The sequence below is a fragment of the Mycolicibacter kumamotonensis genome, assembly GCF_002086285.1.
Taxonomy (GTDB): Bacteria; Actinomycetota; Actinomycetes; order Mycobacteriales; family Mycobacteriaceae; genus Mycobacterium; species Mycobacterium kumamotonense.
In genome coordinates this window covers 43,022-56,407 of the sequence record NZ_MVHU01000004.1, presented here as the reverse complement: position 1 = coordinate 56,407, position 13,386 = coordinate 43,022, and the positions used below count along the sequence as shown (strand labels likewise).

Genomic DNA, 13,386 nt, shown 5'->3' with positions numbered 1-13,386 from the left:
CATAGATGTCACATCGGTCGAGCGTGGTCACCCGCCAGGATCGCCGGAAGGAGAAACCTCGACAGAAACGCCCGGAGTCCGTCACGACTGCGCTCCCGCGGCCCTCGAACAGTCAGCAGGCTCAATATCGTGCGGACAACCCACTCGGCGGCGTCGTCGACGGAGACGCCCGGTTCCACGCAACTCCAGTGTCTGGTGAAGATGGGACGCAGAAATTCGGTGACGATTTCGAAGAGGGACGTCGAGGTCCCCGCCGCGAGACCCACGCCGGCGAGTTCCTCGTCGCTGCCGAACAACAATCCGATGATCTCTTCGCGGCGCGCGGCCTCAACCGTGTATTCCACGAAATCGACGAGCGCGGAGCCCAGGTCGGCGTGCGCCGCGATCCGCGGGCTGATGCGGTCGAGATAGCGCTCGGCGGCGCGAATGATGACACCCGACATCACCGCCTCCCGACTGGGGAAGTAGCGATACACCGTTGCCCTGGACACACCCGCTGTTCTGCCGATGTCCTCCATGGTCGTGCCCACCACACCGCAACTCTCGAGGCACCGCTCGGCAGCATCGAGCAACCGGTCGCGAGCGGACCCACGATCTGTCGGCGCGGCGGCGCCCCATCTCAACAACCTCGTCGACACACAGCCAGTATGCCGCGAGCGCACACCATTGTGACTTGCCCACGCACATGACACCATCGCAGTTATGTCTCAAGTCAGCCCCGTGGCCCTGAGCGGATGCCGATGCCGATGTTGGTAGAAGCGCGTACCCCGGTTGTCGTCGGCGTGGGCGAAGTTACCCATCGCGGGAACGACTTCGTGGACCCGATCGACTTGGCGGTAGAAGCCGCACGCCGCGCGGTCAAAGACGCAAGTCGCCCGGTCGAGCGGCGCATCGACACCGTCGCGACTCCGGGCATCCTGGTCATACCGCGCGACAATCCCGCCAGCAGGATCGCCGAAGCGATGCACATCAGTCCCGCCCGCCGCATCAGCTGTCCCGTCGGCGGAAACACCCCGCAGTATCTCGTCGAAGTGTTGGGTGGCGAAATAGGCGAAGGCCGTGCAGATGTCGTCCTGGTCGTCGGGGCGGAGAGCGGGCATTCCGCACGCAAGCTTCAGGGCGGGGCACTTCTCGACTCGCCGCCCCCACCCCGCTCCGACGACGAATCCCTGGGCGACGCCCGCCCCGGGCTGAGTCAAGCCGAATTGTCGGTGGGTCTGAGTTGGCCGCACGAGGTGTATCCCATCTTCGAGTCCGCGATCGCCGCGCGCCACGGCCGCGACTTCGATGCTCAACGGGAGTGGCTGGGCACGCTGATGGCCCCGTTCACAGCCGAGGCGGCACGCCATCCGGAACAGGCCTGGTTCCCACGCGCACGAAGTGCCACCGAACTCAGCGAAGTCACCGCGGAAAACCGCATGGTCTGCTTGCCCTATCCCAAGCTGCTCAACAGCATCATGTCCGTCGACATGGCTGCCGCCTTCATTCTCATGGCGGCCGAGGTGGCGGACGAATTAGGCGTCGCGCGCGATCGTTGGGTCTTTCCCTGGTCAGCAGCGACTTGCAACGACGTGTACTTCCCCGTGGAACGGCCGGACCTCAGCCGCTCATCGGGTATCGAGGTAGCGGCACGGAAGGCTCTCGATGCGGGCCGGTTGACCACCGACGACATCCGGTGGTTCGACCTCTACTCCTGCTTCCCGTCGGCAATTGAGATGGCTGCCGAGGCTCTCGACTTGGACCCCCTCGACGACAGAGGCCTCACAGTAACCGGAGGCCTGCCTTATCACGGCGGTCCCGGAAACAATTACGTCAGCCACTCGATCGTGGAGATGGTCCGACGGTGCCGACGCGACCCAACCGATGCCGGACTCGTCACCGGCCTCGGGTGGTATTCGACGAAGCATTCGGTCGGTGTGTGGTCGGCCACCCCGCCACCAGCCGGGTGGCGACTGCTCGACACGGCGGTCGAACAAGCTCAAATCGATTCATCGCGGCTGGCCGTCGCAGGCGCCGACGAGGCGACCGGTTGCGCGACAGTCGACGGATACACCGTCGTCTACGACCGAGACGGCCAACCTCGATGGACTCCGATCATCGCGCACCTGTCCGACGGGCAAAGAGTCGTCGCACGCAGCGACGATCCGCAGATCGCCGAGGCGATGGGCGCGGAAATGTACGTAGGTAAAACGGTGTGCCTCCGAAACACAGGGTCGTTCACCGGGTTCGAGCTTCCATGATCGCCGAGGCGATGGTGCTGACCGGACCGCGGAGTCTGCAGCGGCGCCAGATGACCATCCCCGACGTCGGCGACCGGGGTGCGATCCTGCGAGTTGAAGCATGCGGTCTGTGCGGAACAGATCACGAACAATTCACCGGACACCTGCCTGCCGGCTTCTCATTCGTTCCAGGGCACGAAATCGTCGGCATCGTCGAACATGTTGGCGCTGCGGCTGGCCAACGCTGGGGTGTACAAGCCGGCCAGCGCGTGGCCGTTGAGGTGTTCCGGTCCTGCCGAGACTGCCCCGAGTGCCGCCGCGGCGAATACCGGCGGTGCGCGGTGAACGGCATCGCCACCATGTTCGGGTTTGTCGACGTGGAGGTCGGCGCGGGCTTATGGGGCGGATACGCCACCCATGTGGAGCTTCCGTGGGACGCGATGCTGCTCCCGATTGCCGAAGACATGGACCCCGTTCTCGCCACGTTGTTCAACCCTCTCGGGGCCGGTATCCAGTGGGGGGCGACTCTTCCCGACACCAAGGCCGGGGACGTCGTAGCGATCCTGGGGCCCGGCATCCGCGGAATCTGTGCGGCGGTGGCGGCCAAAGAGGCGGGAGCCGCGTTCGTCGCGATGACCGGCGTAGGCCCACGCGACGAACAACGACTGGCCATAGCCAGATCATTCGGTGTCGACCTGCCCATCGATGTATCGCAGGACGATGCAGTGACCGCGCTCCAGCGTGAGACAGGCGGACGGCTTGCCGACGTGGTCGTCGACGTCACCGCTAAAGCACCCTCCGCGTTCGCCGATGCCGTCGGCCTTGCCAGGCCCGGCGGCACAATTGTGGTGGCCGGCACCCGTGGAGGAGGCGGCACGCCCCGGTTTGAACCAGACTTGTTGGTCTATAAAGAATTACACGTCGTAGGCGCACTCGGCGTGGAGTATCCCGCCCACCGGGCAGCCCTCGAGATTCTCGCCCTGGGCCGCTGGCCGTTCGACCGGATCACCAGAGAATCAACCGGATTCGCTGGGCTCGCGCAGCTGCTCACTTCGCTTGCAGATGAAAGTGCCCGATCAAGTGGGGCGCTGCACAACGTCTTTTTGCCCACGCCCTAACGGCGTGGGCAGAGGTTCAACAGAGAGGGCCACCCGTGACCATGGCGGAACGCGTACCGATGCTCGACCGTGAGCAGGCCCAGCTGCGAGCTGCCGAATGTGGGTTGCCCGAAGAGTTGGCAGACCTGTCGGTATTCCGCGTGGCACTTCATCAGCCGCGTGTGGCGGTTGCGCTGTATGGGCTGCTAGACGCGTTACTCTTCCGCGGTTCCCTTGACGCGCGGCTACGCGAGCTGGTCATCATGCGCATCGGCTGGATTACTGGCTCCGAATACGAATGGACTCAACATTGGCGAATCGCCACACTGCTCGGCGTGCCTGAGCATGATCTCCTGGCGGTGCGCGACTGGCAGAATTCCGAAAGCCTCGGGCCAGTCGAGCGTGCGGTCCTCGCAGCGACCGATGATGTGGTACGCGACGGGGTCATCTCCGAGGAAAACTGGGCTGGGTGCCAGAAGGCATTCAATAGCGATCACGCCGTTTTGGTCGAACTTGTCGGAGCAATCGCCAATTGGCGGCTCTTTTCGATCCTGCTTCGATCTCTGAATATTCCGCTTGAGTCCGGTACCGACGGCTGGCCGCCCGATGGGCGAGCTCCTCAGGGTTGCGATTGAGCGAAAAACGTGGACCGGTGCTTGACCGAAGCGGTCAGCGCCCCAATCGCCAGACCACGACCCGTGTCGTAGACGGACAAGTCCCCCCTCGGACACAACTTTTAGGTTAGCTAAGCAATTCTCGGAGCTTGCCCTGAAATACATCGGAGCGGGCTTTTCCGTTTGCTGGTTTCGACCGGATGTCGTGGTTCACCGACACGTGACTACGGATCTTGGTTATTGCTGGTCCATGAACACCGGACACGGTCGGCGGCTGACTGCGTTGGACCTCTATGTGCTCAAGCCAAGGTCGCGACCGTTCGACTGTTCCGACTATCGCGCGGCCTCTACGGCGGCGCGCATCTTTTCCATCAGATTCACGTTCTCCAGGCGCGTCGCGTGCATTTAGCTGACGCCATCCACCGAGTGGCACCACTGATGCGGAAGCGCGTCGCACACATGGCAGCCCACCCTTAGAGCCGCCTCGATATCGTCATTCATGTGCGCCCCCGCCAACTGGCGGGCTTCGCCAGCGGTGAGCACAGTCCCATGACCTTCGGGAACTGCTTGCACTCCGTGGGAACTGCGTTGCGACGCGCAAAAGACGTAACCCCGGCGATATGGCCAGGCCAGTGATCGTTCCGGCGTCTTCGCCTACGGCGTCTATGGAACGATCTGAACATGTCGTACGCGGCGGCGGACCCATCACCAACTGCAGGGGACCGCAGGCCGCAGCCAGGGCAACTACCAAATTCTAACCACATCGTCAAACAAGCAAACTCCGATTTCTGCTTAATAACTTGTTTGACGAATATTATTTGATAGTGTAGTGGAGTGAAATCAATCTCGGTCCCCGCGCGACTAGCCGACGCAGGTGTCCCTGTCGTAACGGGTGACGCTCACAGCGTCACCTACCGCCTCGGAGATCACACAGTTACAGCGGAGTTCTTGGTCACCGTACGACTAGCGTCCCCAGCACCGGTACGTGAGCATCGTCGCCACCATCCCAGCCACCGACTTCTGGTCATCTGCGAAACCATTACAGACGAAGCTCGCTCTGCGCTCCTAGACGATGGCGCAGTCGATCTCAGCATCGGCGATACCGGTGAACTAGTGCTTTCCGGGAAAGTCTACCGAACCCCCACAGCGGGACATCAACTTCGCGCAGTAAGCCAGCGACGGCGACGGCGACACGCCGTGGAGCGAGTCTGCGTGCTGACGCGTGAACACCTGCGTCAGCGCGACATCGCCGCGGCGGTCGGAATAAGTCAGCAGGCGGTGTCCCAGATGGCCGAGAAAGATCCCCTGCCGAAGACCCCCATGCCCGAAGACGCCAGACGTGAGCGCCTCGCCGCGCTCGCGTCGATCCCCGCCGACGACGGACTTGTCGAAACCTACTGGTATGGCATGGAGCCTGTAGTAGAGCAGGTCCGCAGCGCCATCAAGCTCGGTCACGAGCTGACAGTGCGAATCCTCACTGGCGGCGAAGTCGCCGCGGATGCGCTGCGGCCCTGGCGGATACCGACCCGAGGCCTCGTCTACTCCGAGGAATTGATCGATTTGTCCGTCTCTGACTTGGTGGAGTCCACCGCCGACGAAGCGACGCTGACGCTACGGGTTCCGGCCGACCCGACCGTCTGGACGACCGCGGCCTGGTGGCATCGAACCTGCGATGGCGAACACTTCAGCCTGCCGACCGTGGACCCGATAGTGGTACTCAAAGACCTCACTGCTGGCGCAGACCTTGGTGACGGCGCCCCGGATCGGCTCGCTAACTGGATCGCGGCCAGATGACCGCACCGGTATCGGTCGTCCTAGCATGCACCGCGGCAGCCGACGACCACGGCATGCTTGCCCTTCGCGACGTGGCCACGGCTGCCGGCGACCGCGAGTACCTCATCATCGGCGGTCACATGGTCAGGCTGCTGCGCCACATCTACAACGTGCCGGGCACGCCTCGATTGACCTCGGACGCCGACACCGGAATCGACGTCAATGTGGCCTCCGAAGGCGGATTTCACGACCAGCTCACCCACCTCGGATACACGCCCGAGTTGGGCAACCGCTACGTACGCGGTGATCAGGCAATCGACCTACTGGTCCCGACCGAGGCCAAACCGGGCCGACGACTCATCGGAGAGCGGGCGTTCGACGGGGCGCCGGGGCTGCGGTTGGCGCTGGCGCTGAACCCCATCCGGGTAGCAGTCGCCGCCCGGCTTACCAACGGCGACACCATCGGGTTTGAGATACCCGTCCCCGACGTCGAAGCCGCGTTCGTACTGAAAATGCTGGCACGCACAGTCCGCGCCGTCGAGCACGACCTCCAGGACATCGGGACTCTACTGGAGATAGTCGCGACCCAGCCCGAATACCTCGCTGCGGAATGGCACATGGACGATCCCAAGACGACCCGGCGTGGCGAGCGTGGCGATGCAGCACGCGTGGCCGCCCGGATGATCGCCAGCCCGCCGACCATGATGCCAGCCCGCATACGTGCCCTGCTGCGGCGCCACGTCGCCCTGCCTTCCCCCTGACGCGAAGGCCGCAACAGCAGTTTCTCCCCCGCCATCATCCGAGCAGACTCGATGAGCAATCTGAGGTCAGCCACCTTCGGCCGGCAGAGCAAGCCGACAGATCGACCCTTGCTTGTTTTGCCTTCCCTAGAATCGTCAGTGCTGACCGCTAGTCTGCGGTCATGCCGGTGACCCACCCAGAGCCAACGACGGCGACCATCAAACAGCTCTATGGCAATGCCATACGGTGCGCGGAGCCTTCGTGCAACGAGCCGCTATACCGAGTTGATGCCAGCGGAACTGCCCGAACCCTCAACTCGCGTGTCGCGCACATCTGCGCACGCAGGGAAGGCGGCCCGCGTTGGAACGGAGACATGAGTGGCGATGAGAATCGGAGTGAAGAAAATCTTGTGCTCCTGTGTACCAACCACTCATACGAGATCGATGACCCGCCGCTCGTTCATAAATACCCAGCGTCCCTCTTGCGTGAGTGGAAGCGGGCGCAGATAGCCGAGTACGACCTAGCCGTCAACGCTGCCGACTCCGTGACCGTGGGGTACCGACTGACCGACGACGAGGCCCGAGAAGTCATCGAGGCCTCTGATTCCAACGCAAACATCCGCTTGCAGGCGCACACGATCCAAATCGGTGGGTCCGGAGGACTTCTCGGCGGCGGAGGTGGCGGGGGTGGTGTCGTTGGTACCGGCACTTCGATTGGCGGACGTGGCGGTGAAGGTGAAATTCCGAGAATTGAACTCGCCGGCCAACCGGGAAAATTTCCGGGAGCGGGAGGTGGCGGTGGCGGCGTTTTGATGCCTGGCACGGTCGAGCCCCCTCCGCGAAAAGGAACCGAAGGACGTGGTTATATCGCGGGAATCGATGGCGCGCCCGGTGGCGATACGACCGTTGAGTTCGACGGAAAGGTCGTGCTGAGAGCTGAGGGCGGCAAGGGTGGCCTCGCGGGCTCGGGTATCCGCCTGACGAGCGACCGACTAGGTGTCTCGACACTCCTGGTGGCGGATTACGTCCGGATTCAACCGAGTAACCTTGCAACGCTCGTTGACGCTGGTTGGGTGAGCGTTTCGGTGCTCAATCTCCCGGCGACTGTGACGTTTCCCGTTTGCACTCTGTTCGAGGCCGGTGGTGTCGGGGTTGGCGAGTACACCGTGATTTACGAGGTGATCTCGCCGAACGGGGAGGTGCGAACGACGGTGAGCGTGGCTGTAGGGGTGGAGCGGACGGGCGATCTCGTGCGAATTCCTTTCACGGTCGCCCTCACTCCCAGCATCGACGAGTTCGGCATCTGGCGCATAGCTGTTCGGTCTGAACTTGCGTCGATGGCAACACTCGATGTGATGATCAAGCGGACGGGCGAGGCGAATCCACCGACGGCGCCCGCAAATCCGGCAGCATCTTGAGTGCCTTCGAGGTACAGCTTGGTAGTCGAAGGGGTAGGGCGCGCGGTGAGGAGACGCTGGTCAACGGCCCAATTCAAAGGCCCTCAACGCGTGTCGCAAGTGACCAGCTCCCCCCTCGGACACAATGTGTGATGAGTCGCGTCATAGGTGACACCTGAGTCGGATCGTCAGACACTGACAGCCCCGGCCTGTGCCGGGGCTGTCAGTATCTCGAGGCTGCCGCGTCAGCCACCTGCAGCCGGGACGTCGTCGGTAGTGAGGGGCTTGTCGCCCGTGTCGACCAGAAACACCGCAAGCAGTTCCGCCGGCTCGGTGGTGCTGGCGTTCTCACTGACCAGGTGATGTGCCCCAGGGGCTTCCTTCCAGGTCTCGCCGGCGTGGTAGACGCGCATCGGCTCGCCCTCAACCTGACTGCGGACGAGCCCGGACATCACGTAGGCCATGATGAAGGCCGACCGCGCGTGGTGGTGCGCGGCGTTCTTGGCCCCCGGCGGATAGCTGACGTTCACACCCACCAAGGACTTTCCCGGGACATTGGTCGGCTCGTCAAATACTTGACGGACCACCGACTTTGGAGCGGCCTGAGCGGTATCCGGCGCCGTACTGGTGCACCCGGCCACCAGTACGGCGGCTGCCACCGCGAGCAAGGCTTTTGCACGCATTTTGCTGACGTCCCTTCGCATGTGGGAATTCACGCCCGCGCCGGTGCTGCGCGGTGAGCGATCGCCTTCATGGCGTCGCCGAGGGTCAGAATAGACACCCCCAGCAGCACGATGTCCTTAATCAGGAATTGGCCGGTCATGGACAGCAGGGGGAATCCACCGGCCGCCTCCTCGGCCACGCCCGGTGTCGTGAGAACGAACGACAGAGTGCTGACGAAAAGCACTATCGCCAACGCGCTTCCGATCAGCGAAAGCCGCGGAAACCAGGGCTTCAGTACCAGCAACACGGCGGTGGTGATCTCCACGACGCCCAGCAGCGATGAAAACGTCCCGACACTGAACACGCTGTACACCCAACCCATGAAGGGACTGTTGGCTACCAGGGGTTCAATGTTGAGCGCCTCGTAGGAGCAGAACTTGAATATCCCGATCCAGCCGATGACGATAGCCAGCCCATAGCGAGCGACGATATGCGCCAGATCATTAACGATCGGGGCGTTGCTGCGGCAGATTGCGGTCAAATCGGTTTTGGTGGACATTTTTCGATACCTTTCGAGTAATACGGTCAGATGAATCGACGCGGCTGCGGTTCAGACGAAGGTGAAGAGTCGATCGTGGTCGAGACGTGAAATCGGGTTGCTGTAGGTCTTCGTGACGTCCGGGTAGCCCAGGGCCAGCAGCACCGTGGTGGTGTATCCGGTTTCCCGGATCTTGAATGCCGCATCGACGCTGGCCGGGTCGAAGCCTTCCAGCGGCGTCGCGTCGAATCCCAGCTCGGCGGCCGCCATCACCGTCATCCCCAACGCCAGGTAGGCCTGCTTCTCCATCCAGTGGGACAGATCCTTGTAGCCGTAGGTGCGAAGGTCGAGGAAGTCGCGGGTCATCGATTCCCAGTGCGCCTGCTTGGCGGGGTCGGGAAACCGGCCATCGGCCCGCTCTTTGCTGAACACGTCATCGAGGTGGCGGTCGGGCAGATCGGCCCGAGTGGTGAAGATGATGACGTGCGAAGCGTTTCGGATCTTGCTGCCGTTGTCGAGGAATCGCTCACCCAGATTGGCAGCGAGCCGCTCCTTGCCTTCGGGCGTGCCGAGTACGTAGTAGCGGCTTGCCTGCACGTTCACCGATGACGGCGTCGAGCGCAGGAACCGCAGCAGCTGCTGCAGGGATTGCGCGGGGATGGTCTTGCTGGCGTCGAAGTATCTCGTGAGGTGCTTGCTCATGAGGTTGTCGAGGTCCATGTCAATTCACTTTCTTCGCAGAAGGTTTCAGTGATAGGCGCCGGCGGCCTGGTTCACGCGGGGGTGCCGGCGGTGGGGATGTCGATGACGGTCTGGTTGACGTTGTTGATGTAGTTGGTCAGCAGGGCCTGGACGGCGACAGTGATGATCGCCAGGATCTGCGAGTCGCTGTACCCGGCGCTTCGCACGGCGGCCAGGTCGGCGTCGTTGACCCTCCCCCGGGTTTCAATCAACTGCTGGGCGAAGTGCGCGGCGGCGGCCCGCTTGGGGTCGATCGAGCCACCGGAGCGCGCCAGTTCGACGTCGTCGTCCGCCATGCCACCGAGCTCGGTGGAGACGAAGGAGTGCACCGCCAGGCAGTAATCGCAGCCGTTGGCCGCTGACACCGCCAGCGCAATGGTGTGGCGGGTCTTGGCGTCGAGAACTCGGGCCAAGCTGCCCTGCAGAGACAAGACGACGTCCAGGACCGCCGGATTCGACGCGAGCAGCGTGAACATGTCCGGAACGAACCCAAACTGTTTGCCGACGTTGGCCAGAACCCGCTGGGTGTCGGCGGCGATCTCGTCGGATGCGGGGGTGGTCAGGCGTGACATGGCGGATCAACCTCCAGTAGCTGGGATAAATTTTATGGGCTGTCTAGCCCAGTCCCAGAGTGAACACTTCCCAGACTGGGTTGTCAAGCCCATTTTGGGTATGATGGTGACCATGACCGGTAAAACCGCAGTCCAAGAGCCCCGCAAGCTCACCAAAAAAGGTGAGGCGACACGGGCGCGAATCCTCGAGCACGCCGCAGAGCTCATCCACACCCACGGCGTCGCCGCAACGAACAACCAGCAGCTCCGCCACGTCACCGGAGTCAGCGGGTCCCAGCTCAATCACTATTTCCCGACCAAGGAAAGCCTCGTCCTGGCGGTGATCGAGTGGCAGGCCGAGCGCGTCCTGGACTTCTATGGCGGCGAGCAGTTCGCCGGCTTCGACACCGTGGATGCGCTTCGTGCCTGGGTGGACTACTACGTCACCCACGACAGCGCCTACCGGGACGGCTGCACCCTCGGATCCCTGGCGAGCCAGATCCTCAAGTCAGACCTGGAGGTGCACGACGAGCTGGCCCGGGCGTTCATGCAGTGGAGGGACATCTTCCGCGACGGGCTTGAGCGCATGCAGAATCTCGGCCGCATCAGCGCCGACGCGGACCCCGCACAGCTGGCCGACCTGCTGTTGTCGGCGTTCCAGGGCGGCATGCTCCTCAGCCAGGTCCAGCGGGATGTCACCCCGCTCAAGAACGCCCTGCACGCCGCTATCGACCACATCCAGATGCTCTCGACTTAGCGCCTGCGAAATATTGGGCTTGACAGCCCAATATTTGTTGGGGTTGAGTGGGCCTGGCGGCCCGCAAATTCGGTAGCACGCCCCGACCCCAGGAGATGCTCATGCCCAGCGTTGCCCCCGCAGCCGTCAGCAAGGACCGCGCAGACTTTTGGTTCGACCCGGTCTGTCCCTGGTGCTGGATCACTTCCCGCTGGATCCTCGAGGTGGCGAAGGTGCGTGATATCGAGTGCCGGTTTCACGTCATGAGCCTCGCCGTACTCAATGAAGGGCGGGAAGATCTGCCCGAGCGGTATGTCGAGTTGCTGACGACGGGCTGGGGACCGGTGCGTGTGCTGATCGCCGCCGCACAGCGACACGGCGACGACATCCTGCTACCGCTCTATACCGCGATGGGCACCCGAATCCACGACCAGGGCAGGTCGGACACCGCCGAGATCATCGCCGAGGCCCTGGCGGAGGTCGGCGCCGATCCCGATCTGACCGACGCGGCGACCTCTACCGACTATGACGAGGCGTTGCGCGCAAGCCACCACGCGGGCATGGACAAGGTAGGCCCCGACGTCGGCACCCCCACCATCCACGTCAACGATGTCGCGTTCTTCGGTCCGGTCCTGTCGCGCATACCGCGCGGCGAGGACGCCGGGCGGGTGTGGGACGGCATCGTCGCCCTGGCGGCCTATCCGCACTTCTTCGAGCTCAAGCGCACGCGCCACGAAGATCCAGAATTCGACTGAGCGCGAACAGGTTCTGCCGCTGACAGCGCAGCACGACGAATCGATTACCGCCGGGTTGTCTCAGGAATGGCGTTGTCGATGAGCACGGCGGCGATCGCGGCCGCGGTCGGAAACGACTCGCTGTTGAGCACTCGGGTGCGGGCCGAGGCGCCATCGAGTAGCAGTGCCAGTTGTTCCCCGAGCTGTTCGGGGTTGATGGCACCGGCTTCGCGGGCGGTTTCGGCGAGCCGCGCGGCGATGGTGGTCTTGTAGTCGCGGGCACATTGGGATGCCGGGTGGTGCGGGTCGTGGATTTCCACTGCCGCCGCGATGAACGGGCACAGCGGCGTGACCCCCCCGGTCCCGGACGCGGGCACCTCGAAAACCGCGAGGAGTTTTTCGCGGGGGCTCAAGTCGGTGCGATCGAACACCCCGGCCGTGACGTCGGGATCGAATCGGCGCAGGTATTCGGCGATCAGTTCATCCTTGCCGGCGAAGTGCTGGTAGGCCGTGCGCTTGGACACCTGGGCCACGGCGCACAGCTGGTCCATCCCGGTGCCGTTGATGCCCTGATCGCGGAAGAGTTGTTGTGACGCACGCAGAATCCGCTCGCGCGCGCCCCTGCCCCGCCGCACCCGTTGCGGGCCCTTCTCCAGCTCCGTCATGCCTGCAGTATAGGGCCGGTTGGTAACGATCGGTGTACATAGCTTGCGCTCCGGCCGGCGGTCCGTTACGTTAAGCACACTGCTCGGTGTACATAACTTTTTCGAGTGGTTCGGGACAGACATCGATTCAACGGGAGTGATCATGGGGAAACTTGACGGCAAGGTTGCGGTAATCACCGGCGGCTCAAAGGGTTTGGCGTTGGCCGGCGCCAAGTTGTTCGTCGACGAAGGGGCTCATGTGTTCATCATGGGCCGACACCAGGACGCGCTGGATGACGCGGTCAGGCTGATCGGCCGGAATGTGACGGCCGTGCAAGGCGATGCGGCCGACCTCGACGATCTCGACCGGTTGTATGACACCGTCCGGCGGGAAAAGGGCGCGATCGACGTGGTGTGGGCCAGCGCCGGCATGGGTGAGCAGGCAAAGCTCGGAGAGATCACCGAGGAGCACTTCCATGCCGCCTTCTGGCTGAACGCGCGCGGCACGCTGTTCACCGTGCAGAAGGCCCTGCCGCTGCTCCACGACGGCGGCTCGATCCTGATGACCGGGTCGAACGCGTCGCTCAAGGGCTTTCCCGGGTGGAGCGTCTACGCCGGGAGCAAGGCCGTCCAGCAGGCCTGGGCCCGGGTCTGGCTGGCCGAGTTGAAGGACAGGCGGATCCGGGTGAATGTGCTCACCCCCGGCCAGGTTGCCACCGCCAAGCAGGAGGAGCTCTTCGACGAAGACGCCAAACGGCAATTCGAATCGCTGATCCCGCGGGGAGTGATGGGCCGCACCGAGGAGATCGCGACGGTCGCACTCTTCCTCGCCTCCGACGACTCGAGCTACGTCAACGGCATGGAGCTGGTCGCCGACGGCGGCACCGCGGCGATCTGAGCAGGACAGACATCGGCATCCACGGTCACGCCCACAACGAG

Annotated in this window: 15 protein-coding genes; 9 read left to right on the top strand and 6 right to left on the bottom strand. The window is 63.5% G+C overall.

Annotation, left to right across the window (positions count from 1 at the left end; all coding sequences use genetic code 11):
* Positions 1-8: 8 nt before the first annotated feature.
* The gene (locus BST28_RS04260; protein WP_370474583.1) at positions 9-662 is read right to left on the bottom strand and encodes a TetR/AcrR family transcriptional regulator; all 654 of its coding nucleotides are present in this window, start codon (positions 660-662) and stop codon (positions 9-11) included.
* An 84-nt stretch (positions 663-746) separates the two neighbouring features.
* Between BST28_RS04260 and BST28_RS04255 the strand changes: the two genes are divergently transcribed.
* The 6 genes from BST28_RS04255 to BST28_RS23625 all read left to right on the top strand — a co-directional run bounded on the left by BST28_RS04255 (position 747) and on the right by BST28_RS23625 (position 7,861).
* Positions 747-2,240: an acetyl-CoA acetyltransferase gene (locus BST28_RS04255; protein ID WP_024445489.1), complete on the top strand. Its 1,494-nt coding sequence runs from the start codon at positions 747-749 to the stop codon at positions 2,238-2,240.
* The gene (locus BST28_RS04250) at positions 2,237-3,337 is read left to right on the top strand and encodes a zinc-dependent alcohol dehydrogenase (protein WP_017205332.1); all 1,101 of its coding nucleotides are present in this window, start codon (positions 2,237-2,239) and stop codon (positions 3,335-3,337) included. Before BST28_RS04255 ends, BST28_RS04250 begins: the two co-directional genes overlap by 4 nt.
* Positions 3,338-3,372: 35 nt before the next feature.
* Entirely contained in the window at positions 3,373-3,951 is a 579-nt protein-coding gene (locus tag BST28_RS04245; RefSeq protein WP_014382408.1) for a carboxymuconolactone decarboxylase family protein, read from the top strand.
* A 1,191-nt stretch (positions 3,952-5,142) separates the two neighbouring features.
* Positions 5,143-5,724 (top strand): hypothetical protein, encoded by a 582-nt coding sequence (locus BST28_RS24565; RefSeq protein WP_083080092.1) that lies wholly within the window; start codon positions 5,143-5,145, stop codon positions 5,722-5,724.
* On the top strand, positions 5,721-6,464 hold the full coding sequence (locus tag BST28_RS04235; RefSeq protein ID WP_083080091.1) for a hypothetical protein: 744 nt from the start codon (positions 5,721-5,723) through the stop codon (positions 6,462-6,464). The genes BST28_RS24565 and BST28_RS04235 overlap by 4 nt, the downstream gene beginning before the upstream one ends.
* A gap of 353 nt (positions 6,465-6,817) precedes the next feature.
* Positions 6,818-7,861: a hypothetical protein gene (locus BST28_RS23625; RefSeq protein ID WP_133054279.1), complete on the top strand. Its 1,044-nt coding sequence runs from the start codon at positions 6,818-6,820 to the stop codon at positions 7,859-7,861.
* 224 nt (positions 7,862-8,085) lie between these two features.
* On the opposite strand, the gene BST28_RS04225 is transcribed toward BST28_RS23625, so the two are convergent.
* From BST28_RS04225 to BST28_RS04210, 4 genes are read right to left on the bottom strand one after another with little or no spacing between them, the layout of a single operon-like run.
* Positions 8,086-8,523 carry a cupin domain-containing protein gene (locus tag BST28_RS04225; protein ID WP_083080177.1) on the bottom strand — a complete coding sequence of 146 codons (438 nt, stop codon included), beginning with the start codon at positions 8,521-8,523 and terminating at the stop codon, positions 8,086-8,088.
* A 29-nt stretch (positions 8,524-8,552) separates the two neighbouring features.
* Positions 8,553-9,062: a YkgB family protein gene (locus tag BST28_RS04220; protein WP_083080088.1), complete on the bottom strand. Its 510-nt coding sequence runs from the start codon at positions 9,060-9,062 to the stop codon at positions 8,553-8,555.
* Positions 9,063-9,113: 51 nt separating this feature from the next.
* Positions 9,114-9,761, bottom strand: coding sequence for a nitroreductase family protein (locus BST28_RS04215; RefSeq protein WP_083080086.1), 648 nt, complete (start codon positions 9,759-9,761; stop codon positions 9,114-9,116).
* 53 nt (positions 9,762-9,814) lie between these two features.
* A complete protein-coding gene (locus tag BST28_RS04210; RefSeq protein ID WP_083080084.1) occupies positions 9,815-10,354 on the bottom strand; it encodes a carboxymuconolactone decarboxylase family protein in 540 nt (179 codons plus the stop codon).
* A gap of 103 nt (positions 10,355-10,457) precedes the next feature.
* On the opposite strand from BST28_RS04210, the gene BST28_RS04205 reads away from it, so the two are divergent.
* Both BST28_RS04205 and BST28_RS04200 read left to right on the top strand, forming a co-directional pair.
* Entirely contained in the window at positions 10,458-11,090 is a 633-nt protein-coding gene (locus tag BST28_RS04205; RefSeq protein WP_207570042.1) for a TetR/AcrR family transcriptional regulator, read from the top strand.
* 101 nt (positions 11,091-11,191) lie between these two features.
* Entirely contained in the window at positions 11,192-11,824 is a 633-nt protein-coding gene (locus BST28_RS04200; protein ID WP_109560642.1) for a mycothiol-dependent nitroreductase Rv2466c family protein, read from the top strand.
* Between the two features lie 44 nt (positions 11,825-11,868).
* Here the strand turns inward: BST28_RS04200 and BST28_RS04195 are convergent, their stop codons facing one another.
* A complete protein-coding gene (locus BST28_RS04195) occupies positions 11,869-12,468 on the bottom strand; it encodes a TetR/AcrR family transcriptional regulator (protein ID WP_083080081.1) in 600 nt (199 codons plus the stop codon).
* Between the two features lie 142 nt (positions 12,469-12,610).
* On the opposite strand from BST28_RS04195, the gene BST28_RS04190 reads away from it, so the two are divergent.
* The gene (locus tag BST28_RS04190; RefSeq protein WP_083080174.1) at positions 12,611-13,345 is read left to right on the top strand and encodes an SDR family NAD(P)-dependent oxidoreductase; all 735 of its coding nucleotides are present in this window, start codon (positions 12,611-12,613) and stop codon (positions 13,343-13,345) included.
* The last annotated feature ends 41 nt before the right edge of the window (positions 13,346-13,386 follow it).